The following is a 23,768-nucleotide window of genomic DNA, read 5'->3' on the forward strand; positions in this document are numbered from 1 at the left end:
ACTGAGACTTCTATGGCTGCAACGAAGCCGGCTTTCAAAGCCCCAGGCAAACAGGGTGACAAAATTTTCGGTGCACTGGTCCGGCTGGCTGCGCTGATTGTCCTGTTACTGATGGGCGGCATTATCGTCTCCCTGATCATCTCCTCGTGGCCCAGCATCCAGAAGTTTGGTTTCGCCTTTTTGTGGACCAAAACCTGGGATGCGCCTAATGAAGAATTTGGTGCTCTGGTGCCGATCTACGGCACGCTGGTGACCTCCCTTATCGCGCTGATTATCGCCGTGCCGGTCAGTTTTGGTATCGCGCTGTTCCTGACTGAACTCGCACCCGGCTGGCTGCGTCGTCCGCTGGGCACCGCTATTGAGCTGCTGGCGGCGATTCCGAGCATCGTTTATGGCATGTGGGGCCTGTTTGTTTTCGCCCCGCTGTTTGCCGAATATTTTCAGACGCCGGTCAACGACGTCATGTCAGGCATTCCGATTGTCGGCGCGCTCTTCTCCGGCCCCGCTTTCGGTATCGGTATTCTCGCGGCGGGGGTGATTCTGGCCATCATGATCATCCCTTACATCGCCTCCGTGATGCGCGACGTCTTTGAGCAGACGCCGGTCATGATGAAAGAGTCCGCCTACGGCATCGGCTGCACCACCTGGGAAGTGATCTGGCGCATCGTCCTGCCGTTTACCAAAAACGGCGTGATTGGCGGCATCATGCTGGGACTGGGTCGTGCACTGGGTGAGACCATGGCGGTCACCTTTATTATCGGCAACACCTACCAGCTCGACAGCCCGTCGCTGTTTATGCCGGGTAACAGCATTACCTCGGCGCTGGCCAACGAGTTTGCGGAGGCGGAGTCGGGTGTGCATGTTGCCGCGCTGATGGAGCTGGGGCTGATCCTGTTTGTGATTACCTTTATCGTTCTGGCGATTTCCAAGCTGATGATTATGCGCCTGGCGAAAAGTGAAGGAGCGCGCTCATGACCACGATTGAAATTCAGGCGCGTGCCGAACTGGACGCTTCACGCCGTAAAATGCAGTCCTGGCGCAGCACCAAAAATAAGATCGCGCTGACGCTGTCGCTGCTGACCATGGCGTTTGGCCTGTTCTGGCTGGTGTGGATCCTCTTCACCACGGTTTCCCGCGGCGTGGATGGCCTCTCCTGGTCCCTGTTTACCGAATCGACCCCGCCACCGAACACCGCGGGCGGCGGGCTGGCGAATGCCCTGGCCGGGAGTGGATTACTGATCTTCTGGTCGACCTTCTTTGGCACGCCGCTGGGCATTCTGGCCGGTATCTATCTGGCGGAATATGGACGCAAGTCCGCCCTGTCAGAGGTGATCCGCTTCATTAACGACATTCTGCTGTCGGCACCGTCGATTGTGGTCGGCCTGTTCGTCTACACCCTTGTGGTGTCGCAGATGCAGCACTTCTCCGGCTGGGCCGGGGTGATAGCGCTGGCGCTGCTGCAGGTGCCGATTGTGATCCGTACCACCGAAAACATGCTGCGTCTGGTGCCAGACAGCATGCGTGAAGCGGCTTACGCCCTGGGCACGCCGAAGTGGAAGATGATCTCGGCCATTACCCTGAAGGCGTCCGTCTCCGGCATCATCACCGGCGTGCTGCTGGCCATCGCCCGCATCGCCGGGGAAACAGCACCGCTGCTGTTTACCGCGCTCTCGAATCAGTTCTGGAGCACCGACATGATGCAGCCGCTGGCCAACCTGCCGGTCACCATCTTTAAGTTCGCCATGAGCCCGTTCGCCGAATGGCAGAGCCTGGCCTGGGCGGGCGTGCTGATTATTACCCTGTGCGTGCTGCTGCTGAACATTGTCGCGCGGGTGATTTTCGCCAAAGGCAAACACGGTTAACTTCCGGCGCGGCCCGCTGCGGCGCCGTATAAGAGAGATGAATGATGAGTATCGCGACGGCATCAGCCGATAAAATTCAGGTCCGTAATCTGAACTTCTATTACGGTAAGTTTCATGCGCTGAAGAACATCAACCTGGATATCGCTAAGAATCAGGTGACGGCATTTATCGGGCCATCGGGCTGCGGTAAATCGACCCTGCTGCGTACCTTTAACAAAATGTACTCCCTCTATCCTGAGCAGCGGGCCGAAGGGGACATTCTGCTGGATGGCGAAAATATTCTGACGGCCCAGCAGGATATTGCGCTGCTGCGCGCCCGCGTCGGCATGGTCTTTCAGAAGCCGACCCCGTTCCCGATGTCGATCTATGACAACATCGCCTTTGGCGTGCGCCTGTTTGAAAAGCTGTCACGTGCCGATATGGATGAGCGCGTGCAGTGGGCGCTGACCAAAGCGGCGCTGTGGAATGAAACCAAAGACAAGCTGCATCAGAGCGGTTACAGTCTCTCCGGCGGTCAGCAGCAGCGTCTCTGCATTGCGCGCGGCATCGCGATTCGCCCGGAAGTGTTACTGCTCGATGAGCCCTGCTCGGCGCTGGACCCGATCTCGACGGGGCGTATCGAGGAGCTGATCACCGAGCTGAAGCAGGACTACACCGTGGTGATCGTGACGCATAACATGCAGCAGGCGGCACGTTGCTCTGACCATACGGCCTTTATGTATCTGGGCGAGCTGATTGAGTTCAGCGACACCGACACGCTGTTTACCAAACCGGCGCAGAAGCAGACTGAAGACTACATTACCGGCCGCTACGGCTGATCTGACAGGAGATCGACATGGATAATCTGAATCTGAACAAACACATCTCCGGTCAGTTCAATGCCGAGCTGGAGCATATCCGCACTCAGGTGATGATCATGGGCGGGATGGTCGAGCAGCAGCTGACCGACGCGATTACCGCGATGCACAACCTGGACGGCGAGCTGGCGCAGCGGGTGATCGACGGTGACCAGAAGGTCAACATGATGGAGGTGGAGATTGATGAAGCCTGCGTGCGCATCATCGCCAAACGTCAGCCAACCGCAATCGATCTGCGGCTGGTGATGGCGATCATCAAAACCATCTCTGAGCTGGAGCGCATTGGCGATGTGGCAGAGAAGATCAGCCGCACGGCGCTGGAAAAGTTTGGTCAGCAGCATCTGCCGCTGCTGGTCAGCCTGGAGTCGCTGGGCCGCCACACCGTACAGATGCTGCATGATGTGCTGGACGCCTTTGCCCGCATGGATCTCAATGAGGCGATCACTATCTACCGTGAAGATAAAAAGGTGGATAAAGAGTATGAGGGCATTGTGCGTCAGCTGATGACCTACATGATGGAAGATCCCCGTACCATTCCCAGCGTGCTGACGGCGCTGTTCTGCGCCCGTGCGATTGAGCGCATCGGCGATCGCTGCCAGAACATCTGTGAAATCATCTTCTATTTCGTCAAAGGTCAGGATTTCCGCCACGTTGGCGGTGACCGTCTCGACGAACTGCTGTCGGGTGACGACGGCAGCAACCGCCCTTCCTGATCCCGCTTACCCTGCGCCTGCCCGGCGCAGGGATAAGCCTTTTCAATTGGTCACACCCTGAACACTCTTTATAATTGCGGCACTTTTCTCTCTGAGGTGCGCAAAGATGTCCCCTTCTCCCCAATCTAAGCCAGGCGTCACGCCCGGCAAAGCGATGCTGGCTGCGGTCAGTGGTTATGCCATGGATGGATTCGACCTGCTGATACTCGGCTTTATGCTGCCGGCTATCTCCGTTTCGCTGGCGCTCAACCCCTCACAGGCGGGATCGCTGGTGACCTGGACGCTGATTGGCGCGGTAATCGGTGGCATCGTGTTTGGTCATCTCAGCGACCGTTTTGGCCGCATCCGTATGCTCACCGTCACGATTCTGGTCTTTTCTGTCTTCACCGGTCTGTGCGCGGTGGCGCAGGGCTACTGGGATCTGCTCGCCTGGCGCACGCTGGCGGGCGTCGGACTGGGCGGCGAGTTTGGTATCGGCATGGCGCTGATTGCCGAAGCCTGGCCGGTGGAGAAGCGCAATCGCGCGTCAGCGTGGGTCGGCATTGGCTGGCAGCTCGGCGTGCTGATGGCGGCCTTTATCACGCCGCCGCTGCTGACGCTTATCGGCTGGCGCGGCATGTTCCTGGTCGGGCTGCTGCCGGCACTGGTCTCGTTTGCTATCCGCCGCGGCATGGGCGAGCCGGAAGCGTATCAGCGTCAGGTCAAGCAGGTGCCGTCGCTCTCTTTCCCGGCGCGCCTGAAGCTGCTGGTGCGCGATCGCACCACCGCCAAAGCCAGCCTCGGCATTTTTATTCTCTGTTCCGTGCAGAACTTTGGCTACTACGGGCTGATGATCTGGATGCCGAGCTACCTCTCCTCCAGCTTTGGCTTCAGCCTGACCAAATCGGGTCTCTGGACGGCGGTCACCGTCGTCGGGATGACCTTTGGCATCTGGCTGTTTGGCGTGCTGGCCGACCGCTTTGCGCGCTGGAAAATCTTCCTGCTCTACCAGTTTGGTGCCGTGGTGATGGTGGTGGTCTACGCCCAGCTGCGCGATCCCACCATTATGCTGGTGACCGGCGCGATCATGGGGATGTTCGTTAATGGCATGATCGGCGGCTACGGTGCACTGATTTCCGATACCTTCCCGCCGCAGGTGCGGGCCACCGCGCAGAATGTCCTGTTCAACCTGGGTCGTGGCGTGGGCGGCTTTGGGCCGGTGGTGATAGGGCTGCTGGCCAGCCAGTTTTCGTTCACGGCGGCGATTACCCTGCTGGCGCTGATTTATCTGCTGGATATTGTGGCGACGCTGTTCCTGCTGCCGAAGAAGCAGGGTCACGAAGATACGCTGGGCGCGATTGGCTGACAGACGGTGGCCGGGGGATCGCTCTCCCGGCCATCAGGGCTTTCTGATGCTGCTCAGCGTGCGCCGGGCTGGCACGATCAGTTCATCAGCGGCAGGAGTTGCCGATATAGGGTTGCAAAGGTTTCCCGGCGTGAGCGGTACTCCGCCATTCTGCCGGGATCCGGCTGATGCCGCTGCACCCGCACCGGTGTCGGGACGGTGACGCTGGCATCCAGCGCCTGCTGTGCCAGCCTGGCCGCGCCCAGGGCCGGGCCAACCTCGCCGCCATGACAGTAATCCAGCGTCTGGCCGCTGATATCCGCCAGCATCTGACGCCACAGCGCACTGCGCGCCCCGCCGCCGATCAGCATAATGCTCTCCGGCTGAACGCCACACTCATGCAGCACATCCATGCCCTGCGCCAGCGCAAAGCCGACCCCCTCCAGCACCGAGCGCGCCAGCTCGGGACGACCATGCTGGTGGGTAAAACCAAAGAAGGCGCCGAGGGCGTTGGGATTATTGTGCGGCGTGCGTTCACCGGAAAGATAGGGCAGAAACCAGAGTGGCGGCACGTCATCACGCGCCCGCGCGGCTTCATCCAGCAGCTCAGGCACATCCCGGCAGCCGGTCAGCGTCGCGGCCCAGTCCAGACAGGAGGCCGCACTCAGCATCACCGACATCAGATGCCAGCGCTGCGGCAGCGCGTGACAGAAGCTGTGAACGGCCTGCTGCGGATTGCTGAGATAGCCATCGCTCACCACAAAATAGACGCCGGAGGTGCCCAGCGACAGCATCCCCTGGCCGGGTTCGGTCATGCCGACGCCCACGGCACCGGCGGCATTGTCGCCCCCGCCTGCGGCCAGCGGCACCGCGTTCATCTTCCAGCGTGTCGCCAGGTCAGCATGTAAGGTGCCGGTCAGGGCATTGCCCTCATAGAGTTGCGGCATCTGGTCGCGACTGAGATCGCAGGCGTGCAGCATCACATCGCTCCAGTCACGCTGCGCCACATCCAGCCACATCGTGCCTGCGGCATCTGACATATCCGTGGCGAAGTCGCCACTCATCCGCCAGCGCAGGTAATCCTTGGGCAGCAGCACGTGCGCGATCTGACGGAAGATGGCCGGTTCATGCTGCTGCACCCACAGCAGTTTGGGGGCCGTGAAGCCGGGCATCATCAGATTTCCGGTGATCGCCCGTGAATCCGGCACCTTCTGCTCCAGCTCACGGCACTGCGCCTCACTGCGTCCATCATTCCAGAGCATGGCCGGGCGTAAGACCTGGTTTGCGCTGTCGAGCAGCGTCGCTCCATGCATCTGTCCGCTCAGCCCGATGGCCTGCACGGCATCCAGATCCTGCTGTGCGCTCAGCGCCTGCATCGCCTGATCCAGCGCCTGCCACCAGCTTTCGGGATCCTGCTCGCTCCACAGGGGGTGTGGACGCGAAACCTGCAGCGGCGAGGTTTCTGTCGCCACCACGTTGCCCTGTGCATCCATCAGCACCACTTTAACGCCAGAGGTGCCTAAATCGATCCCGATATACATGCTCCGCTCCTGAAGATTCAGAAATCAAACAGATAGTGATTCACCAGATTTTCCAGCTGCTCCTGACGCCCGCTCTGATGCTGCGGATTAAGCTGCTGCTGCTGAGCGTGCGCCGCCAGCGCGTCGAGGGAAAACTCGCCTTTCAGAATTTGCTGGCCGAACTCACTATTCCAGCCGCTGTAGCGCTGCGCCACACGCTTATCCAGCTCGCCGTCGCTGATCATGCGCGCCGCCACCTTCAGCGCCAGCGCCATCGTATCCATTGCCCCGATATGACCGTAGAAGAGGTCATATTTGTCGGTGCTCTGACGACGCACTTTGGCATCAAAGTTTAAACCGCCGGTGGTAAAGCCGCCCGCTTTAAGGATTTCATACATCACCAGCGCGTTCTCTTCCACGCTGACCGGGAACTGATCGGTGTCCCAGCCACACTGCGGATCGCCACGGTTCGCATCCACCGAACCGAAAATGCCCAGCGCAATGGCGGTGGCAATTTCGTGATGGAAGGAGTGACCGGCCAGCGTGGCGTGGTTCGCCTCCACGTTCACCTTGATCTCTTTCTCCAGCCCGAACTGTTTCAGGAAGCCATAAACCGTGGCGACATCGTAGTCATACTGATGTTTGGTCGGCTCCTGCGGTTTCGGTTCGATCAGCAGCGTGCCCTGGAAGCCGATTTTATGTTTATGCTCGACGACCATCTGCATAAAGCGGCCAATCTGCTCGCGCTCCTGCCGCAGATCGGTATTCAGCAGCGTTTCATACCCTTCACGTCCCCCCCACAGCACATAGTTTTCGCCGCCCAGGGTTTTCGTCGCCTGCATGGCGCTGCAGACCTGCGTCGCTGCCCAGGCAAAAACCTCAGGATCGGGATTAGTGGCAGCCCCGGCACCATAGCGCGGATGGGTAAAGCAGTTAGCGGTGCCCCACAACAGTTTCACGCCGGTCTCCTGCTGTTTCTCCAGCAGCTTATCGGTCATGGCGGCAAAGTTTTCTTTGTAGCTTTGCAGCGAATCCCCTTCCGGTGAGACGTCCACGTCGTGGAAGCAGTACCAGGGCACATTCAGCTTGTGGAAAAACTCAAAGGCCACATCCGCCTTCTGCTTTGCCAGCTGCAATGCATCGCCGCTTTTCTGCCAGGGACGATCAAAGGCGCCGACACCAAACATATCCGCGCCGTTCCAGCAGAAGGTATGCCAGTAGCAGGCGGCAAAGCGCAGATGTTCCGCCATGGTCTTGCCGAGGATCACCTCATCAGGATTGTAGTGGCGGAAAGCGAGAGGATGCGTCGACTGGGGACCTTCATAACGAACCCGATCGATCTGATCGAAATAAGCGTGCATGGTTTGCTCCTTAGCATCAGTACCCGAATGGTCTGCGTTGAAGCCATATTTGATATGGGTGACTGACTCAGCTCAATTACGATATTTCACTCCGGGTTTCAGATAATTATTATTTGTGCGCTGGCTCGCAAAATAAGGCTATTCCACGCGGAGCGTCGCGCGCGGCATGGTTTCTCCGAAAAGGATGAAAATCCGATCGCGCTCATAAAAAAACAAATAAACCAAAAAACGTAATAGCCGGATAAAAATCAGTAATTGCTGTCGTTCAGAAATAAGGGCAACAATTCATCCGCCTGGTTTATCGGCCTGAAACGAAAATAGCCTCAACCTACAGGATGATCACAATGAAGATGAAACATGCACTGTTTGCTGCCTGTGCGGCGCTGGCGCTGTTCAGCCAGACCAGCCTGGCGAAAGAAGTGAAGATCGGCATGGCAATTGATGATTTGCGCCTGGAGCGCTGGCAGAAGGATCGCGATATCTTTGTAAAACAGGCCGAGTCGCAGGGCGCTCAGGTGTTTGTTCAGTCTGCGAACGGCAATGAAGAGACCCAGATGTCGCAGATTGAAAATATGATCAACCGCGGTGTCGATGTGCTGGTCATTATTCCTTACAACGGTCAGGTACTGAGTAACGTCGTCGCAGAAGCGAAGCGGGAAGGCATTAAAGTGCTGGCCTATGATCGCATGATAAATAATGCCGATATCGATTTTTATATCTCTTTCGATAATGAAAAAGTGGGTGAACTGCAGGCCGAAAGCATTGTGAAACAGGTGCCTAAGGGCAACTATTTTTTAATGGGCGGATCGCCGGTGGATAATAACGCCCGCCTGTTCCGCGCCGGACAGATGAAAGTGTTAAAACCCTATATCGATAACGGCAGCATCAAAATTGTTGGCGATCAGTGGGTCGATGCTTGGCTGCCGGAAAATGCGCTGAAGATTATGGAAAATGCCCTGACCGCCAATGGTAACCATATCGATGCGGTGGTCGCCTCCAACGATGCCACCGCCGGGGGAGCGATTCAGGCGCTGAGCGCGCAGGGACTGGCAGGGAAAGTGGCCATCTCCGGCCAGGATGCCGATCTGGCGGCGATTAAGCGCATTAAAGCGGGCACCCAGACCATGACCGTTTACAAGCCGATCACCGAGCTGGCGACCGAAGCGGCGAAAATCGCGGTCGAGCTGGGCGATGGCAAAACACCCGCCAGCAACAGCACGCTGAACAATGGCCTGAAAGATGTGCCGTCGCGGCTGCTGAAGCCGATTCCGGTTAACAAAGACAATATCGAAAGCACCGTGGTGAAAGACGGTTTCCACAAACAGAGCGAACTCTGACCGCGCAAAGCGTGAGGGAGAACAGTCGATGCTGCTGGAAATGAAAAACATCACCAAGCGTTTCGGTGCCGTGAAAGCGCTGAATGATGTCAGCCTGCACCTGGAGGCGGGCGAAGTGATGTCGCTGTGCGGTGAGAATGGTTCAGGCAAATCGACCCTGATGAAAATCCTGTGCGGACTCTATCCGCACGGCGATTTCGAGGGGCAGATCCACTTCTCTGGCGACGAAATTCAGGCACAGACGATTCGCGATACCGAGCGTAAAGGCATCGTGATCATTCATCAGGAGCTGGCGCTGGTGCGGCAACTGACGGTGATGGAGAACATCTTCCTTGGTGCCGAACTGAGCCGGTTCGGCATGGTGGATGATGAAACCATGACCCTGCGCTGCCAGCAGCTGCTGGCGCGGGTCGGGCTTAACGTCTCTCCTGCCACCCGCCTGGGGGAGTTAGGTCTGGGCCAGCAGCAGCTGGTGGAGATTGCCCGCGCCCTTAACAAACAGGTCCGGCTGCTGATTCTGGATGAGCCGACCTCCTCCCTGACCGAGCAGGAGACGGAGGTGCTGCTCGGTATCATCCGCAATCTGCGTGAACACGGCATCGCCTGCATCTACATTTCGCACAAGCTGAATGAGGTGAAGGCAATCTCCGACACCATCTGCGTTATCCGCGACGGTCAGCACATTGCCACCCGTCCGGCGGCGGGCATGAGCGAAGATGACATCATCACCATGATGGTCGGCCGCGAGCTGACCGCGCTCTATCCGCATGCGCCGCATGAGATCGGCGACCCGGTGCTGAAGGTGGAAAAACTCACCGCCTGGCATCCCGTCAACCGCCATATCCGCCGCGTCAACAACGTCTCTTTTACGCTGCGACGCGGTGAAATCCTCGGCATCGCCGGGCTGGTGGGCGCGGGCCGAACCGAAACGGTGCAGTGTCTGTTTGGTGTCTGGCCGGGCCGCTGGCAGGGCGACATCTGGATCAATGGTCAGCAGGTCAGCCTCACCGACTGCCGCGCCGCGATTGCGCACGGCATCGCGATGGTGCCGGAAGATCGCAAAAAGGATGGCATCGTGCCGCTGATGGCGGTGGGCAAAAATATTACCCTGGCGGCGCTGGATCAGTTCAGTCACCAGCTCTCGACCCTGGATGAAGCGCAGGAGCAGCAGGCCATCAACGACGCGATCGGCCGGCTGCGGGTCAAAACCTCCTCGTCAGAATTGCCGATTGGCCGGTTAAGCGGCGGCAATCAGCAGAAAGCCATTCTGGCGAAATGCCTGCTGCTGAACCCGAAAATCCTGATTCTGGATGAGCCGACGCGCGGCATCGATGTGGGCGCGCGTCAGGAGATCTATCTGCTGATCAATGCGCTGGTTCAGCAGGGGATCGCTGTCATTGTGATTTCGTCTGAGCTGCCGGAAGTGCTGGGCCTGAGCGATCGGGTGCTGGTGATGCATGAAGGGCAGATCAAAGCCGATTTAGTTAACGATAACCTGACTCAGGAGCAGGTGATGGAAGCTGCCCTGCGGAGTGAACATTATGCTTAAAAGTGAAAGTACCCAAAGCCGCCTCTCCGGCACGCCGGGCAAACCGTCACCGGGCAGGTTCACGCTGCCTGACCTGCAGGTGCTGGTAATGCTGGGCGCGATTGTCGTGATTGCGCTGTTCTTTACCTGGACCACCGATGGCGCATGGCTCAGTGCGCGTAACGTCTCTAACCTGCTGCGTCAGACCGCCATCACCGGCATCCTGGCCGTCGGCATGGTGTTCGTGATTATCTCGGCGGAGATCGACCTGTCAGTGGGTTCGATGATGGGCCTGCTCGGCGGGGCCGCGGCGATATTCGACGTCTGGCTTGGCTGGCCGCTGCCGCTGACTATCGTGGTGACGCTGGTGATGGGGCTGCTGCTCGGCACCTGGAATGGCTGGTGGGTGGCTTACCGCAAAGTGCCGTCGTTTATCGTCACGCTGGCGGGGATGCTGGCGTTCCGCGGCATCCTGGTCGGGATTACCGACGGCACCACGGTGGCGCCGATTACGCCGGGAATGTCGCAGATTGGTCAGAGCTATCTGCCGGACGGCGTCGGTTTCGGCTTTGGTTTTGTCGGTCTGGCGCTGTTTATGCTGTGGCAGTGGCGTCTGCGGCTGCGCCGTCAGCAGCTCGGGCTGCCGCAGGGCGCGGCCAGCGGCACGGTGGGCCGTCAGGCGATCACCGCGATTCTGGTGCTGGGGGCCATCTGGTTACTCAATGACTATCGCGGCGTGCCGACGCCGGTATTGCTGCTGGTCATGCTGTTGCTGGCGGGCATGTTTATGGCTACCCGCACCGCCTTTGGCCGTCGTATCTACGCCATCGGCGGCAATATCGATGCTGCGCGCCTTTCGGGCATTAACGTGGCGCGCACCAAGCTGGCGGTGTTTGCCATCAACGGCGTGATGGTGGCGATTGCCGGGCTGATCCTCAGTTCGCGGCTGGGTGCTGGCTCGCCGTCGGCGGGTAACATCGCGGAACTCGACGCGATCGCCGCCTGTGTCATCGGCGGCACCAGCCTGGCCGGGGGCGTCGGTTCCGTGGCGGGGGCGGTGATGGGCGCCTTTATCATGGCATCGCTGGATAACGGCATGAGCATGATGGATGTGCCGACCTTCTGGCAGTACATCGTCAAAGGGGCGATTCTGCTGCTGGCGGTGTGGATGGATACGGCCACGCGGCGTCGGGTGTAATCGCGCGGACGATCACATTGTGGCGCAAACAATTTTTTTGCCCCTGTCAGCCGTGCTATGCAATGCGCTGAGCATTTAAGGGAACGCGCCACCATGCATGACAAACGCTATCGCATTACCCTGCTGTTTAACGCCAACAAAGTGTATGACCGTCAGGTTGTGGAGGGGGTCGGGGAGTATCTGCAGGCATCGCAGACTGACTGGGATATCTTCATCGAAGAAGATTTCCGCTGCCGCATCGACAACATCCGCGAATGGCTGGGAGATGGGGTGATCGCCGATTACGACGATCGCTCCATCGAAACCCTGCTGTCGAATGTCTCCGTGCCGATAGTGGGCGTCGGAGGCTCCTACCACCGGCCGCAAGATTATCCGCCGGTGCACTACATCGCCACTGACAACGCCGCGCTGGTAGAGAAAGCCTTTCTGCACCTGAAAGAGAAGGGGATCAATCGCTTTGCCTTTTATGGATTACCGGCCTCCAGCGGCAAGCGCTGGGCGCAGGAGCGGGAACAGGCGTTTCGCCAGCTGGTGGGGCGCGAACGCTATCAGGGCGTGGTCTATCAGGGGATGGAAACCGCGCCTGCCAACTGGCAGCACGCCCAGAACCGGCTCGCCGACTGGCTGCAGACGCTGCCGCCGCAAACCGGGATTATCGCCGTCACCGACTCACGGGCGCGGCACCTGCTGCAGGCGTGCGAACACCTGAAAATTCCGGTACCGGAGAAGCTTACGGTGATCGGGATTGATAATGAGGAGCTGACCCGCTATCTGTCGCGCGTGGCGCTCTCGTCCGTGGCGCAGGGCTCGCGGCAGATGGGCTATCAGGCGGCCAAGCTGCTGCACCGGCTGCTGGATAAGCAGCCTCTGCCGCTTCAGCGCATTCTGGTGCCGCCGGTAAAAGTGATCGCCCGCCGCTCGACCGACTTCCGCTCGCTGCGCGACCCGGCGGTGATTCAGGCGATGCACTACATCCGCTTTAATGCCTGCAAGGGGATCAAGGTGGAGCAGGTGCTGGATGCGGTCGGGCTGTCACGCTCCAATCTGGAAAAACGCTTCCGGGATGAAACCGGCGACACCATTCATGCGATGATCCACTGCGAAAAACTGGAAAAAGCGCGCGAACTGCTCGCGTCTTCCTCGCTTAACATCAATGAGATCTCACAGATGTGCGGCTACCCCTCGTTGCAGTATTTCTACTCGGTCTTCCGCAAAAGCTACGACACCACCCCGAAGGAGTACCGGCAGCATCACGGGGAGAAGGTGTTGTAGGGAAGAGTCTCTGCGGCCTCACACCCGCTGCTCACTCTGCTCCAGTACCGCCAGCGCCAGCCCGTTCGCCGGATCAATCCGGGTCGCGGGGAAATGCAGCTGGGTGTGCGTGGCGGTAAAGGCGAAGGCGTTGCCCTGCGCCGTGTCGCGCACTGCTTTGCAGAAAAGCTCGCTGGCGCTCCACGGGCAATCAATGATGATGGTGGCGGGGTTCAGCAGCAGCATGATCTGACTCAGCGCCGCACCGAGATAGCCCCCCGCCTGGGTCATCACCGTATCTACCACGCGTGGCGCGCTGTCGCGGTTCTGCCAGCTCAGGCCAGGCTGATGCTGCGCCAGCAGCTGATTCACGGCAGGTTTGCTGACCAGCGCCTCCAGACAGCCGCGCCGGCCACAGCTGCAGCGTGGCCCGCCAGGCTGAACGATCAGATGTCCCGCCTCACCCGCCGTCCAGCTGTGTCCGGTAAACACGTCGCCATGCTGGATCAGTGCGCCGCCGATGCCCTCGGCAATCCGCAGATAAAAATGCCCGCTCTCCACGGAGAGTCCGTGCTGCTCGACGGCCAGCAGCGCCGCCGCTTTGACATTGTTCATGATGCGGATGGGCAGGCGAACGTGTCTGCGCAGCGTGCTCAGCAGGTCAACATCCTGCCATTCAAGCGGCAGGGAGAGATGCATCCAGCCCCGGCGGGGATCGACGATGCCGGGAAAGCCAAGGCCGAAGCCAAGCAGATCGGGATAGCGCTCTGTCAGTTCCCGGCAGAGCATCGCCAGCTCCGCCAGCAGGCGGGTCGGGTTACTGGTATCGGTGCGCAGCGTCTGTTCCGCCAGCACCTGCGAAAAGTAGTCGCAGACCCGCCAGTGGATGACGTTGCGTTCCACCATAATGCCCGCGCTCTTGAGCTTTTCCGGCCGCAGGGCGATGCCGATTTTAGGCCGTCCGGCGGCCGCCACGCTGACCGGTCCCAGCTCCTCAATCAGCCCCTGATCCAGCAGGTCATCGATGATAAGTGAGACGGTGTTCTTACTGAGTTCCAGTGCCTCCGCCAGATCCTGACGCGACGTGACGCGCAGTTTACGTAACCGGGCCATTACCCGTTTCTGATTGTTCAGTCGCAGGAGTGCAGGGCCTTTGCCGTTTGTTTTCATCACGGATCCACCCAACAGAGGAGACAGATTTCAGTGTATCAGCCCGTGAGAAACGTTGATCTGACACTTTTGTGTGCTGTTTCACACAACCTCGCTATCAGGGATAACCCTCGGCTGCAGGCGGGCGGGTAAGCGAAACGGTGCGCGTTTCGGATAAGAGTGAGGGAACGAGAGGACAGCGGTGCGGCCATGGGGAGAGCCGCACCAGCGGAGAGAGGCGCCAGCGCGCGAAGGAATTAATATTCGTCGCCGCGCACCCGGCTGCGGTAACTTTCCCAGTCAAACCGCACCCACAGGCTGTTGCCAAGCCGCATACGATCCATTACGCGCTCGCCCAGCAGGGCATTCATACCGGCATGGTCGAGGTTCGATAACATGCCGGTCGGGCGTTTGGAGGAGGAGCGGCGATCGACGATCTGGTTGATGATCACTTTTTCATAGCGCGATTCGCTCTGCATACCGATCTCATCGATCACCAGCAGGTCAACACTGCTCAGATCCTGAATCAGCCGCTCTTCGGTAATGCCGCTGCTGCCGCTGAAGGTGCCCTTCATGCTCGACATCAGGTCGGCGACCGTCACGATCAGCACGCTTTTGCCGCGCAGGATCAGGTCATTGCCGATCGCCGCAGCCAGATGGTTCTTACCGGTGCCGGGACGTCCTGAAAAGACAAAGCTGGCGATGCTGCCATCAAATTCTGCGGCATACTGCCGTGCCAGCTCCAGCGCCTTACGCTGGCCCTCATTCTCAACCCGGTAATTATCAAACGAGCAGTTGATATGCAGTTCGCGAATGCCGGAACGGCCCATCACGCGCTGCATTTTCATGGCGCGGTTCTCGCGTACTATCGCCTCTGAGCGCAGGCGACCCTGCTCCTGATTCCACGCCAGCAACTCCTGGCCATTGGCAAATTTGGGGCGGGTGCCTTCAGGCATCATTTTTTTCAGACGGCTAAAGAGATCGTTTGGCGTTTTCATCATTCACCTCGGAAACCATCGGGAATGGTACGGTCAGGATCGGGCAACTGGGTGATATCACGCTTCGGCTGCCCGCCATTTGCGGCGCGGTTCATCTGGATGCTGCGCGCCAGTTTCTGCTGCCACTGGACATGATGGAACATCCGGCCTTCCGCCTGCCAGTAGGCGACAAAGGCCGCCAGCTCGCCCGGCGTGACGGCTTCAGCCAGCGCCACGCCCCAGATCGCGGCCTGGCGCGTAAAGTCGGCATCCGGCTGCCAGCCCGGATACATGGCGAACTTCCCGGCCGGTGTGTGGATCGCGGCGGGCGCATCGTCATACAGGCTGTCATCCAGCGCCACATCATTCGGTTGCCGGGCGGCAGCTTCCAGCGCCAGCAACTCGGCCAGACGCGCCGGGGTGATGGCATACATCACCGGCGCATAGTTATCTAACACCGCCAGCGTGCCCTTTTCCGCCTGCTGCAGGGCAGTCAGCGGATCCTGTCGGAAGGCATCCAGGCCAATGAGCGTTGAAGTTAAGATTTTAGCTGACATGAAAAGACCTGAGGTTAACGAACACCTTGCGCCGGGAACCTGTCGCCGGCGCAGAAGGGGTTATTGTACCTTTTTTAACGGAGGGGATCGCTTAAAAAGCAGGAGTGCGGGTCAGTGCGAGGTCACCGGCGACGTGGCATGGCGGGCCGGTACAGATTCCGGTGCGCGCACGGTAAGGGCGGCAGCAGCGGGGCGGGTCTGCCATACATAGCGAACCGAGGCGAGCCAGCACAGGCTGTATCCCAGCAGCTCAGTGCCCTCTTCGGCCATGTTTTTCACCACCCGGTTGTAATCCCCCAGCATCAGGTGCTGCCACAGCACATGCACACCAAACAGTCGGGAGAAGACCAGTACCACTAAAAAGCCGGAGGCCATGACCGGCCAGCTGCGGTGCTGCACCAGGGCAGCCAGCGCATGCACGGTTTTTTTCGGCGTGCGCAGCGCGACGGCCAGTGAGCCCGCGGTGACGGCCAGCGCAAACCAGACCCAGCTGCCATGCTGAATGGCATCAAACACGAAGTCGAGTTCACGGATCAGCATACAGGCGTAAAAACCGGCGACCAGAGTCAGCGCGCCGCGCTGATCGGGACGGCGTCGGGCCGCGATAAAAAAGAGTGCGGCGATGGTCGCCAGCATCACTTCCTGAGTAGTTTCGGTCAATGAGGTCTCATGCAGTGCGTCGTTCATCCAGGCGACGTCGATGTAGACAGGAACGATGGTGAGGGCAAGAAACAGCGCTGCCAGCAGAAAAACCGCGATTTCGCGGCCAATAAGAGTGAGATCGTTGCGCATAGTGTTACCAGTATAATGATTAGCAGGCTCATTATATTTTAAACGCCCGAACGCCTTTCTCTTTTCATGCCCCGCTCAGAAGCTGGCGCTGAAGCCGAAGCTGTAAAGTTGCTGTTCCTGATTATTCAGCGCTTCGTTTTGTGAAAATGAGGCGAAAGCCGCCAGATTGTCGTTCAGCGGCAGCTGCGCCCCGATACTCAGGTCGATGCCCTCGCTCTGATCCGGGCCGTTCGTCGTCTCGCGGCGGGGAGTCTGGGGCGTCTCCGCCAGCAGATAGCGATAGCTGAGCTGCGCCCAGGGCGATATCCATCCCTGCTGCGAATCGATGCGCCAGCCGACGCTGGCACTCTGCTCGCGACTCTGCTGATCGCTGTAGTCACATTGCAGACAGTTTATGGGTTGCGGATCGACGGCATACTGCGCCACCGGCCCGGTGGTGAGCGACGGCGCAACAGGCATCTCCACGCCAGCCCGGTAGCGTTTTCCCAGCGGGGTGGTGCCTGCGCTGCCGGTTTCACTGTGCAGCGCGATGGGTGAAGCGGTGGGAGAGTTAATGGCGGCTTCAAACAGGGCGCGGTTTTCGTCACTGAAGGTGAGGGGCGTCAGCGCGATCTTCTCTGCCAGTATCGTATCGTAGTCCGGCAGAAAGTCGGCGTGCGGCGGCGCAGAGAGGCCGCTCCGGGCAAAAGCCGGTGCCATTAAGATTAACAGCCATGCAGCACAGCAGGTTCTCAGACCTTTCCAACCGCTTTTCGGCGACATCTCTTCTCCAGGCAGGGCTGAAGTTATTATCCGGCGTCGTAATTAAAATTCGCGCTGTCTCTGTTATTTAACCGCTGATCGTTTAACTATCAACCGATTAATTTTAAGATCAAGCGGACCGCTAAAATATTCTTGTTAAAAGGAACAAAGCGATGCAACGATGTGGTTGGGTAACACAGGATCCCCTCTATCTGGCTTATCACGACAGGGAATGGGGGGTGGCGCAGAGAGACAAGCGTGCGCTGTTTGAGATGCTCTGTCTGGAAGGACAGCAGGCGGGACTCTCCTGGATCACCGTGCTGAAAAAGCGGGAAAATTATCGCGCGGCGTTTCACCAGTTTGATCCGCAGGCGATTGCGCAGATGGACGCGCCAGCGATCGACCAGTTGCTGCTGAACAGCGGCATTATCCGCCATCCCGGCAAAATCGCCGCCATTATCGCGAATGCCCGCGCTTACCTGGAAATGGAGGCGAAAGGTGAGGATTTCAGCCAGTTCGTCTGGCAATTTGTCGATAACGTGCAAATCGTTCACCATTATCCCGACTACAGCCTGGCCCCCACCACGTCAGAGCAGGCCATTGCGCTCTCAAAGGCGTTAAAGCAGCGTGGTTTTAAATTCATCGGCCCGACAATCTGCTATTCCTTTATGCAGGCCTGCGGGCTGATAAACGATCATCAGAGCAACTGTTTCTGCCATCCTGATGCCATTACCCGCTGATTCTTCATAAATCAGGATTTTTCCTCATACATCCCTGTTCCACAGGCGGCATAATCGTGCCACTTATGGGGAAGGTTTTCCCCTGTGTCTCGACTGTAAGGGAACAAAAATGCAGAAGAAATTAATCGCGATCACCCTGTTACTGAGCGGCAGCCTGGCCCTGCCTGGCTGCACCACCAATCCTTACACCGGTGAATCACAGGCGGGTAAGTCAGGCGTAGGCGCTGGCCTGGGCGCATTAGTGGGTGCCGGTGTCGGCGTGCTTTCATCGTCGAAGAAAGATCGCCGTAAAGGTGCCCTGATTGGTGCCGCAAGCGGCGCGGCACTGGGCGGTGGCGTGGGCTACTACATGGACGTGCAGGAAGCGAAACTGCGTGACAAGATGCGCGGCACCGGCGTCAGCGTGACCCGTAATGGCGATAACATCGTCCTGAACATGCCCAACAATGTCACCTTCGACTCCAGCAGCAGCAATCTGAAACCCGCAGGCGCGAACACCCTGACCGGTGTTGCAATGGTGCTGAAAGAGTATCCAAAAACGGCGGTAAACGTCGTGGGTTACACCGACAGCACCGGCACCCGTGCGCTGAATATGCGTCTCTCTCAGCAGCGTGCTGAAAGTGTCGCCAGCGCGCTGATCGTGCAGGGCGTGGCGAGCGATCGCCTGCGTACGCAGGGTGCAGGCCCGGATAATCCGGTTGCCACCAACAGCACCGAAGCCGGCAAAGCGCAAAACCGTCGCGTTGAGATCACACTCACCCCGCTGGGCTAACCGTGGTCGCCCCCTCTCGGGGGCGCCCTTTTTTCTGGAAAGCCTTACGTTAAAAGCACCAGAAAGCGTTCTGTGGATAGAGCCAGCAGAGGCTTTATGGTAGCCTGATCAAAAATTGATCAGTGGAAATTTCCCTATGTCTCTTAAAGCCATCGCGGCGGTTTTAGGTCTCTCTGTCACCACCGTCAGCCGCGCCCTCAATGGTTACCAGGATGTCGCTCAGGAGACGCGTAAACGCATCGAAGCGGAGGCGCAACGGCGCGGCTACCGGCCTAATGCGGCGGCCAGACGGCTGAAAACCGGTCGCGCTAACGCGGTGGGCCTGGTCTGTCCGCCGGGGGCTTCGCCTCTGAGTGGCAGCGATTTCAGTGACATGTTACTGGCACTCGAGCATCACCTGGCCGCTTATGATATTAACCTGCTGCTGCTGACAGATAAGCAGCAGAATCCTCCGGCGCTCACCCGCCTGTTGCGCAGCGGGGCTGTCGATGCCCTGATTATCGGCCACACCCGGCCAGATGACTGTCGGCTTCATGCGCTGCTGCAGACCGATTTTCGCTTTCTGACGCTGGGTCGCAGCGATCTGCCCGCCACCTATGCCTGGTTTGATGTTGACCACCTTGCCGGTTCGCAGCTGGCGGTGGAGTGGTCGCTGGCACAGGGACGGCGGCGGATCGCCTGGCTTGGCAGTGAGGAGAACAGCAGCCGCGCGCGCGACCGGCGTCAGGGCTATCTGACGGCGCTGGGTGATCTCGCGCCTTATGCGATGGCGGCAGTGGCACCGACGCGCCGTGCCGGCTATCAGCAGACCCGGCAGTGGCTGGCAGAGGGGCCGATGCCGGAGGTGATCATCACCGACTGTGGTGCGCTGGCGGAAGGCGCGGCTGTGGCGCTGCATCAGGCCGGACGCGCAGCGGGTGAGGATGCCATCCTGCTGGCAGGCTGGGAGGGATTACCGGGGGATGCGATTCTCGATCATCCCATTGTCGCGATTCGTCAGGCAACGCCACATCAGGCTGGAGAGCAGGTGGCGGAGATGATTGTCCGGCTGATCGAGGGTGCGCCGCCGGAGACGTTACAGACCCTGTGGCAGCCCTGGCTGCAATTACCGGCGTAGCGCTTTTTGCTCCGGGCTGCGCTTGTGCTAGTCTCTGCCGAATTTATAATTTTGCAGGATATCTCATGAAAACCAGGCCGCCTCGCGCCACCATCAGCGATGTTGCTCACGCGGCTCGGACCGGTAAAACCAGCGTTTCACGTTATCTGAACGGTGAACTGCATCTGCTCTCCGCCGATCTGAAAGCGCGGATTGAACAGGCGATAGCGGACCTCAGCTATCGTCCGAGCCAGATGGCACGCGGTCTGAAACGCGGGCGTACGCGCCTGATTGGGCTGATTATCGCCGATATCACTAACCCCTATTCCGTCGATGTCATGAGTGGCATTGAAGCCGCCTGTCGTGAGCAGGGCTTTACGCTGCTGATGTGTAATACCAACAACGAAGTGGATCTGGAGCAGCACTACCTCCAGCTTCTGAGCAGTTATCAGGTTGAAGGCATCGTGGTTAATGCGGTCGGGATGCGCGAAGAGGTGCTGAATCATCTGCAGCAGTCCCTGCTGCCGATGGTGCTGATTGACCGCAAAATCCCCGATTTTCCCTGCGATGTGGTGGGCCTGAACAACGCCGAAGCCGCCGAAACCGCTACGCGCCATCTGGTCGACAATGGCTATGAGGCTCTGATGTTTCTCAGTGAGCCGCTGGGCAGTGTCAATACGCGCCGCGAGCGTCTGCAGGCGTTTCGCCATCTGCTGGCGGCGCATCCGCAGGTTGAGCATCAGAATGTGGAAGTGGTGCTGCATCAGCCCGATGCGCTTGACGCGGCGCTGCTGGCATTCCATCAGCAGCATGCGGGCAAACGCTGTGCGGTAATGGTCGCCAACGGGGCGCTGACGCTGCAGGTGGCGCGATCGCTGCAGCGACTCAACCTGCAGTGGGGCCGCGATATCGGCCTGCTCGGTTTCGATGAACTGGAGTGGGCGGCGCTGGCCGGTGTCGGGATTACCACGCTGAAACAGCCGACCTGGCAGATTGGCTTCAGCGCGCTGGAGCGACTGATTGCCCGTATTGATGGCAGTGACCTGCCGGTTGCCGAACAGGTGTTCTCCGGCGAGCTGATCGTTCGCGGCTCCAGCCAGCCGCTTCCCTGAGGTTAAGGTTTGTTCTTACTTCGGGCTGAGCGGGCAAATCAGAGAGTGTGCCGTTAAGGTATTGCCGAAAGGGACGAAAGAAGCCTGCTCAGGACAGGCTTCTTACTGGCTTACAAAGGCAGGCCGGAGAGAGTTAAATTAACAGCACACACGCTGAGAGGGCCTGGGCCTGGCGTCGAGAAAACTTTTATATTATCAAACCATTCATCCGGGCTTCCCCCGAAGATAATAAAGTTTTTTTCTGGCTCGCCTGAATCACTCATATTCACGGCGCCAGCAACGCGTTCGGCTTCTGACTTATCTATGTTTCTCATTTCGATCTCCTTAATTTGCATCCGTGTAGTCGTATATTTTCGATAACCTTTTCTAAGGATTCCTGCCTGAGGATGTCGCCCGTTAATAGCGTTACAGGCAGAGCTTTATATTCTTTTCTTACTTTTATTTTGTCTATCTCTTTTTTCTGCCAAAGACCGCATGCCGCCCAGGCTTTACCTTCAGGCGTGGCGGTTGCAGATTCCATCACACTTTCAAATATCTTTACAGAGTTGTTAACTTTTAAAGCTTTTTCATATATCAGTTGTTGCGGCATTTCCTTCGCAATAAATCCATTGAAGCCCATCGAAAATAGAGTGGCAGTGGAGAGTTCCTTTTCTATCTCCTGATCGGGTTGGGCTGAAACCGTTGTTAATCCTGAAGCAAGTAATAGTGTTATTAAAATCCATTTCATCTGCAAAACCTCCGTTTGCTATCTTATTACCGACTATAAATGACGCTGAGCAATAATAGGATGGAAATAAAGGAATTAAATTTAACAGCATCATAAAATGACGGTTTTGGTTTTTTCCGATCCGTTTTTGCATTAATCCCGTTAACGCTTTTCAGTAACGATGACTTCATAGCTATCCGCATCCCTCTTAACATGATAAAAATCCTCACTTTTTTCCTTAATCGGAGCTCTCTGATATGCACTTAGCGTACAATCCTGCGTTTGTAAGCCTCAGACCTCTCTTCGTGCTCGCTTCGTGAGCACGATCATAGTTTCACAGTTTGCTGCTTTGCTTTGGAACCGGTTCCATTTAGGGTTTTTGTATCCGCTACGCGCAAAAACCTGCCATGGAGCAGAACATGAAACCTGACATCATTGTGGTGACCGCCGCTTATGGCCATGCGCAGATCGCCGCAGTCGGCGGCCAGACTGCGCTGCTGCCGATCATTCAGCAGGCTGGTGCTGATGGCGTCGAAATCCGCCGCGAACTGCTTGATGACGCGGCGCTGGCCGATCTGCCCGCCCTGGCGCAGGCGGTGGCACAGCATCAGCTTCAGGCCAGCTATTCGGTGCCCGATACGCTGTTTTGTGACGGCGGCGAAATCAATCCGCGCATAACCCACTACGTTGAAGAAGCACGCCAGTTAAATGCGCAGCGGCTGAAAGTCGCGCTGGGACATTTCACCGGCGCACTTCACCGTGAAACGCTGCAGGCGCATCTGGCAGCACTGCCGTGTGAACTGACGGTGGAAAACGATCAGACCGAACAGGGCAAACTCGCACCCTCCGTCGCGTTTTTCACGGCGATCAGGGAAGCCGGGCTACCGATCACGATGACCTTCGACATGGGGAACTGGTGCTGGACCGGCGAAAACGCCTTCCAGGCCGCGCAGCAGCTGGCCGCGCAGGTCGGCTATGTGCATGTCAAAGCTGCCGTTCCGCATCAGGAGAGTTTCCGGGCAATTGCGCTGGACGAGGCGGACGCTGGCTGGCGTGACCTGCTGCAACAGCTGCCCGGCTCGGTGCCGCGCGGTATTGAATTTCCGCTGGAAGGCGACGATCTGATTGCGGTGACGCGCCACTATGTGTCGCTGCTGCGCAATGTGTAAGGAGTAAAAATGAGTCATCACACCCAATATCACACCGGTCCGCTTGATGTGGTCACCATCGGGGAAGCGATGGCGATGTTTGTCGCCCGTGAAACCGGCGATCTCGCCGCTGCAGAGACCTTTGTTAAACGCGCAGCAGGCGCAGAACTCAATGTCGCGACCGGCCTGGCGCGTCTTGGCCTGAAAGTGGGCTGGGTCAGCCGGGTTGGCGATGACGCCTTTGGTCGCTTTATCTGCCAGCAGCTGAAAAAAGAGGGCATTGACCATGCCCGGGTCACGGTCGATAACCGTTATCCCACCGGTTTCCAGCTTAAATCCAAAGTCGATGATGGCTCTGACCCGCTGGTCGAGTATTTCCGTAAAGGCTCGGCGGCCAGCCATCTGTCGGTTGACGATTTTGACGCGGACTACTTTGGCTCGGCACGCCATCTGCACCTCAGCGGGGTGGCGGCAGCGCTCTCAGAGAGTTCACTGGAACTGCTGAAGCACACGGCCAAGGAGATGCGCGCGCGCGGGAAAACCATTTCGTTTGATCCGAATCTGCGGCCGGTGCTGTGGCGCAGTGAAGAGGAGATGCGTAAGCAGCTCAATCTGCTGGCGGAGTATGCCGACTGGGTACTGCCAGGCGAAAAAGAGGGGCTGATCCTGACCGGCTACCGTCAGCCGGAAGCGATTGCGGATTTCTATCTCGATAAGGGTGTGAAAGCGGTCGTGATTAAAACCGGTTGTGACGGCGCCTGGTATAAAACCGCACAGGGTGAACAGGGACAGGTGGCGGCGATAAAAGTCGACAACGTGGTCGACACCGTAGGGGCCGGTGACGGTTTTGCCGTCGGCGTGATCAGCGCCCTGCTGGAAGGTCAGACGTTGCCGCAGGCGATTCGCCGCGGCAACAAAATTGGTTCGATGGCGATTCAGGTCATTGGTGACAGCGAAGGTCTGCCGACGCGTCAGCAACTGGGCGACGAGTAGTTCACGCGCCCCTCTACAGACACAGGAGTTCCCG

At 58.5% G+C, this 23,768-nt stretch carries 24 protein-coding genes; 15 read left to right on the forward strand and 9 right to left on the reverse strand.

All coding sequences use genetic code 11. The features are described 5' to 3' along the window. Positions 1 to 12 precede the first annotated feature (12 nt). The 5 genes from pstC (at position 13) to CKF42_RS08955 (ending at position 4,777) form a co-directional block, all read left to right on the forward strand. Positions 13 to 975 (forward strand): phosphate ABC transporter permease PstC, encoded by a 963-nt coding sequence (gene pstC / locus CKF42_RS08935; RefSeq protein WP_009088219.1) that lies wholly within the window; start codon positions 13 to 15, stop codon positions 973 to 975. Continuing rightward, complete coding sequence (gene pstA, locus CKF42_RS08940) at positions 972 to 1,862, forward strand: phosphate ABC transporter permease PstA (protein ID WP_009088221.1); 891 nt, start codon at positions 972 to 974, stop codon at positions 1,860 to 1,862. The genes pstC and pstA overlap by 4 nt, the downstream gene beginning before the upstream one ends. A gap of 44 nt (positions 1,863 to 1,906) precedes the next feature. Beyond that, on the forward strand, positions 1,907 to 2,680 hold the full coding sequence (gene pstB, locus CKF42_RS08945) for a phosphate ABC transporter ATP-binding protein PstB (protein ID WP_009088223.1): 774 nt from the start codon (positions 1,907 to 1,909) through the stop codon (positions 2,678 to 2,680). Between the two features lie 17 nt (positions 2,681 to 2,697). After that, positions 2,698 to 3,432 carry a phosphate signaling complex protein PhoU gene (phoU, locus tag CKF42_RS08950; RefSeq protein ID WP_009088225.1) on the forward strand — a complete coding sequence of 245 codons (735 nt, stop codon included), beginning with the start codon at positions 2,698 to 2,700 and terminating at the stop codon, positions 3,430 to 3,432. Positions 3,433 to 3,538: 106 nt separating this feature from the next. After that, positions 3,539 to 4,777: an MFS transporter gene (locus CKF42_RS08955; RefSeq protein WP_111208006.1), complete on the forward strand. Its 1,239-nt coding sequence runs from the start codon at positions 3,539 to 3,541 to the stop codon at positions 4,775 to 4,777. A 77-nt stretch (positions 4,778 to 4,854) separates the two neighbouring features. Here the strand turns inward: CKF42_RS08955 and xylB are convergent, their stop codons facing one another. Both xylB and xylA read right to left on the reverse strand, forming a co-directional pair. Then, the gene (gene xylB, locus CKF42_RS08960; RefSeq protein ID WP_111208007.1) at positions 4,855 to 6,297 is read right to left on the reverse strand and encodes a xylulokinase; all 1,443 of its coding nucleotides are present in this window, start codon (positions 6,295 to 6,297) and stop codon (positions 4,855 to 4,857) included. Positions 6,298 to 6,314: 17 nt separating this feature from the next. Next, complete coding sequence (gene xylA, locus CKF42_RS08965; protein ID WP_111208008.1) at positions 6,315 to 7,637, reverse strand: xylose isomerase; 1,323 nt, start codon at positions 7,635 to 7,637, stop codon at positions 6,315 to 6,317. A gap of 344 nt (positions 7,638 to 7,981) precedes the next feature. Here xylA and xylF point away from each other — a divergent pair, with 344 nt between their 5' ends. The 4 genes from xylF (at position 7,982) to xylR (ending at position 12,972) form a co-directional block, all read left to right on the forward strand. After that, positions 7,982 to 8,974, forward strand: a complete 993-nt coding sequence (gene xylF, locus CKF42_RS08975) for a D-xylose ABC transporter substrate-binding protein (RefSeq protein ID WP_009088231.1) — start codon at positions 7,982 to 7,984, stop codon at positions 8,972 to 8,974. A gap of 28 nt (positions 8,975 to 9,002) precedes the next feature. Further along, entirely contained in the window at positions 9,003 to 10,523 is a 1,521-nt protein-coding gene (locus tag CKF42_RS08980) for a xylose ABC transporter ATP-binding protein (RefSeq protein WP_111208009.1), read from the forward strand. After that, positions 10,516 to 11,700 carry a xylose ABC transporter permease XylH gene (xylH, locus tag CKF42_RS08985; RefSeq protein WP_009088234.1) on the forward strand — a complete coding sequence of 395 codons (1,185 nt, stop codon included), beginning with the start codon at positions 10,516 to 10,518 and terminating at the stop codon, positions 11,698 to 11,700. Before CKF42_RS08980 ends, xylH begins: the two co-directional genes overlap by 8 nt. 93 nt (positions 11,701 to 11,793) lie before the next feature. Further along, a complete protein-coding gene (gene xylR / locus CKF42_RS08990) occupies positions 11,794 to 12,972 on the forward strand; it encodes a D-xylose utilization transcriptional activator XylR (RefSeq protein ID WP_111208010.1) in 1,179 nt (392 codons plus the stop codon). 18 nt (positions 12,973 to 12,990) lie between these two features. Here xylR and CKF42_RS08995 read toward each other — a convergent pair whose 3' ends face one another. The 5 genes from CKF42_RS08995 to CKF42_RS09015 all read right to left on the reverse strand — a co-directional run bounded on the left by CKF42_RS08995 (position 12,991) and on the right by CKF42_RS09015 (position 17,188). Next, positions 12,991 to 14,121 carry an ROK family transcriptional regulator gene (locus tag CKF42_RS08995; RefSeq protein WP_009088238.1) on the reverse strand — a complete coding sequence of 377 codons (1,131 nt, stop codon included), beginning with the start codon at positions 14,119 to 14,121 and terminating at the stop codon, positions 12,991 to 12,993. Positions 14,122 to 14,357: 236 nt separating this feature from the next. Continuing rightward, complete coding sequence (gene dnaC, locus CKF42_RS09000) at positions 14,358 to 15,098, reverse strand: DNA replication protein DnaC (protein WP_009088239.1); 741 nt, start codon at positions 15,096 to 15,098, stop codon at positions 14,358 to 14,360. Further along, positions 15,098 to 15,634 (reverse strand): primosomal protein DnaT, encoded by a 537-nt coding sequence (dnaT, locus tag CKF42_RS09005; RefSeq protein WP_009088241.1) that lies wholly within the window; start codon positions 15,632 to 15,634, stop codon positions 15,098 to 15,100. Before dnaT ends, dnaC begins: the two co-directional genes overlap by 1 nt. A gap of 111 nt (positions 15,635 to 15,745) precedes the next feature. Further along, a complete protein-coding gene (locus CKF42_RS09010) occupies positions 15,746 to 16,426 on the reverse strand; it encodes a hypothetical protein (RefSeq protein WP_111208011.1) in 681 nt (226 codons plus the stop codon). A gap of 75 nt (positions 16,427 to 16,501) precedes the next feature. Continuing rightward, on the reverse strand, positions 16,502 to 17,188 hold the full coding sequence (locus tag CKF42_RS09015) for an autotransporter (protein ID WP_111208012.1): 687 nt from the start codon (positions 17,186 to 17,188) through the stop codon (positions 16,502 to 16,504). Between the two features lie 152 nt (positions 17,189 to 17,340). Here CKF42_RS09015 and CKF42_RS09020 point away from each other — a divergent pair, with 152 nt between their 5' ends. From CKF42_RS09020 to CKF42_RS09035, 4 genes are all read left to right on the forward strand, one after another. Next, positions 17,341 to 17,907, forward strand: a complete 567-nt coding sequence (locus CKF42_RS09020) for a DNA-3-methyladenine glycosylase I (RefSeq protein ID WP_033736113.1) — start codon at positions 17,341 to 17,343, stop codon at positions 17,905 to 17,907. A gap of 109 nt (positions 17,908 to 18,016) precedes the next feature. Then, complete coding sequence (locus CKF42_RS09025; RefSeq protein ID WP_009088249.1) at positions 18,017 to 18,679, forward strand: OmpA family lipoprotein; 663 nt, start codon at positions 18,017 to 18,019, stop codon at positions 18,677 to 18,679. A 136-nt stretch (positions 18,680 to 18,815) separates the two neighbouring features. Continuing rightward, positions 18,816 to 19,796: a LacI family DNA-binding transcriptional regulator gene (locus CKF42_RS09030; RefSeq protein WP_111208013.1), complete on the forward strand. Its 981-nt coding sequence runs from the start codon at positions 18,816 to 18,818 to the stop codon at positions 19,794 to 19,796. Between the two features lie 65 nt (positions 19,797 to 19,861). After that, positions 19,862 to 20,887 (forward strand): LacI family DNA-binding transcriptional regulator, encoded by a 1,026-nt coding sequence (locus tag CKF42_RS09035; RefSeq protein WP_009088252.1) that lies wholly within the window; start codon positions 19,862 to 19,864, stop codon positions 20,885 to 20,887. Between the two features lie 110 nt (positions 20,888 to 20,997). Here the strand turns inward: CKF42_RS09035 and CKF42_RS09040 are convergent, their stop codons facing one another. Together CKF42_RS09040 and mchS3 are read right to left on the reverse strand one after the other, a co-directional pair. Continuing rightward, positions 20,998 to 21,201, reverse strand: coding sequence for a hypothetical protein (locus CKF42_RS09040; protein ID WP_111208014.1), 204 nt, complete (start codon positions 21,199 to 21,201; stop codon positions 20,998 to 21,000). Then, positions 21,198 to 21,614, reverse strand: a complete 417-nt coding sequence (gene mchS3, locus CKF42_RS09045) for an MchS3 family protein (RefSeq protein WP_111208015.1) — start codon at positions 21,612 to 21,614, stop codon at positions 21,198 to 21,200. The genes CKF42_RS09040 and mchS3 overlap by 4 nt, the downstream gene beginning before the upstream one ends. Before the next feature lie 398 nt (positions 21,615 to 22,012). Here mchS3 and CKF42_RS09050 point away from each other — a divergent pair, with 398 nt between their 5' ends. Together CKF42_RS09050 and CKF42_RS09055 are read left to right on the forward strand one after the other, a co-directional pair. After that, positions 22,013 to 22,762, forward strand: coding sequence for a sugar phosphate isomerase/epimerase (locus CKF42_RS09050; RefSeq protein ID WP_111208016.1), 750 nt, complete (start codon positions 22,013 to 22,015; stop codon positions 22,760 to 22,762). A gap of 9 nt (positions 22,763 to 22,771) precedes the next feature. Further along, positions 22,772 to 23,734 (forward strand): sugar kinase, encoded by a 963-nt coding sequence (locus CKF42_RS09055; RefSeq protein WP_009088257.1) that lies wholly within the window; start codon positions 22,772 to 22,774, stop codon positions 23,732 to 23,734. The last annotated feature ends 34 nt before the right edge of the window (positions 23,735 to 23,768 follow it).

Source organism: Pantoea sp. ARC270, assembly GCF_003236725.1.
Lineage (GTDB): Bacteria > Pseudomonadota > Gammaproteobacteria > Enterobacterales > Enterobacteriaceae > Pantoea > Pantoea anthophila.

Coding starts and splice junctions, on each gene's coding strand:
- pstC (WP_009088219.1), top strand. CDS start 13: ATGGCTGCAACGAAGCCGGCTTTCAAAGCCCCAGGCAAACAGGGTGAC.
- pstA (WP_009088221.1), top strand. CDS start 972: ATGACCACGATTGAAATTCAGGCGCGTGCCGAACTGGACGCTTCACGC.
- pstB (WP_009088223.1), top strand. CDS start 1,907: ATGAGTATCGCGACGGCATCAGCCGATAAAATTCAGGTCCGTAATCTG.
- phoU (WP_009088225.1), top strand. CDS start 2,698: ATGGATAATCTGAATCTGAACAAACACATCTCCGGTCAGTTCAATGCC.
- CKF42_RS08955 (WP_111208006.1), top strand. CDS start 3,539: ATGTCCCCTTCTCCCCAATCTAAGCCAGGCGTCACGCCCGGCAAAGCG.
- xylB (WP_111208007.1), bottom strand. CDS start 6,297: ATGTATATCGGGATCGATTTAGGCACCTCTGGCGTTAAAGTGGTGCTG.
- xylA (WP_111208008.1), bottom strand. CDS start 7,637: ATGCACGCTTATTTCGATCAGATCGATCGGGTTCGTTATGAAGGTCCC.
- xylF (WP_009088231.1), top strand. CDS start 7,982: ATGAAGATGAAACATGCACTGTTTGCTGCCTGTGCGGCGCTGGCGCTG.
- CKF42_RS08980 (WP_111208009.1), top strand. CDS start 9,003: ATGCTGCTGGAAATGAAAAACATCACCAAGCGTTTCGGTGCCGTGAAA.
- xylH (WP_009088234.1), top strand. CDS start 10,516: ATGCTTAAAAGTGAAAGTACCCAAAGCCGCCTCTCCGGCACGCCGGGC.
- xylR (WP_111208010.1), top strand. CDS start 11,794: ATGCATGACAAACGCTATCGCATTACCCTGCTGTTTAACGCCAACAAA.
- CKF42_RS08995 (WP_009088238.1), bottom strand. CDS start 14,121: ATGAAAACAAACGGCAAAGGCCCTGCACTCCTGCGACTGAACAATCAG.
- dnaC (WP_009088239.1), bottom strand. CDS start 15,098: ATGAAAACGCCAAACGATCTCTTTAGCCGTCTGAAAAAAATGATGCCT.
- dnaT (WP_009088241.1), bottom strand. CDS start 15,634: ATGTCAGCTAAAATCTTAACTTCAACGCTCATTGGCCTGGATGCCTTC.
- CKF42_RS09010 (WP_111208011.1), bottom strand. CDS start 16,426: ATGCGCAACGATCTCACTCTTATTGGCCGCGAAATCGCGGTTTTTCTG.
- CKF42_RS09015 (WP_111208012.1), bottom strand. CDS start 17,188: ATGTCGCCGAAAAGCGGTTGGAAAGGTCTGAGAACCTGCTGTGCTGCA.
- CKF42_RS09020 (WP_033736113.1), top strand. CDS start 17,341: ATGCAACGATGTGGTTGGGTAACACAGGATCCCCTCTATCTGGCTTAT.
- CKF42_RS09025 (WP_009088249.1), top strand. CDS start 18,017: ATGCAGAAGAAATTAATCGCGATCACCCTGTTACTGAGCGGCAGCCTG.
- CKF42_RS09030 (WP_111208013.1), top strand. CDS start 18,816: ATGTCTCTTAAAGCCATCGCGGCGGTTTTAGGTCTCTCTGTCACCACC.
- CKF42_RS09035 (WP_009088252.1), top strand. CDS start 19,862: ATGAAAACCAGGCCGCCTCGCGCCACCATCAGCGATGTTGCTCACGCG.
- CKF42_RS09040 (WP_111208014.1), bottom strand. CDS start 21,201: ATGAGAAACATAGATAAGTCAGAAGCCGAACGCGTTGCTGGCGCCGTG.
- mchS3 (WP_111208015.1), bottom strand. CDS start 21,614: ATGAAATGGATTTTAATAACACTATTACTTGCTTCAGGATTAACAACG.
- CKF42_RS09050 (WP_111208016.1), top strand. CDS start 22,013: ATGAAACCTGACATCATTGTGGTGACCGCCGCTTATGGCCATGCGCAG.
- CKF42_RS09055 (WP_009088257.1), top strand. CDS start 22,772: ATGAGTCATCACACCCAATATCACACCGGTCCGCTTGATGTGGTCACC.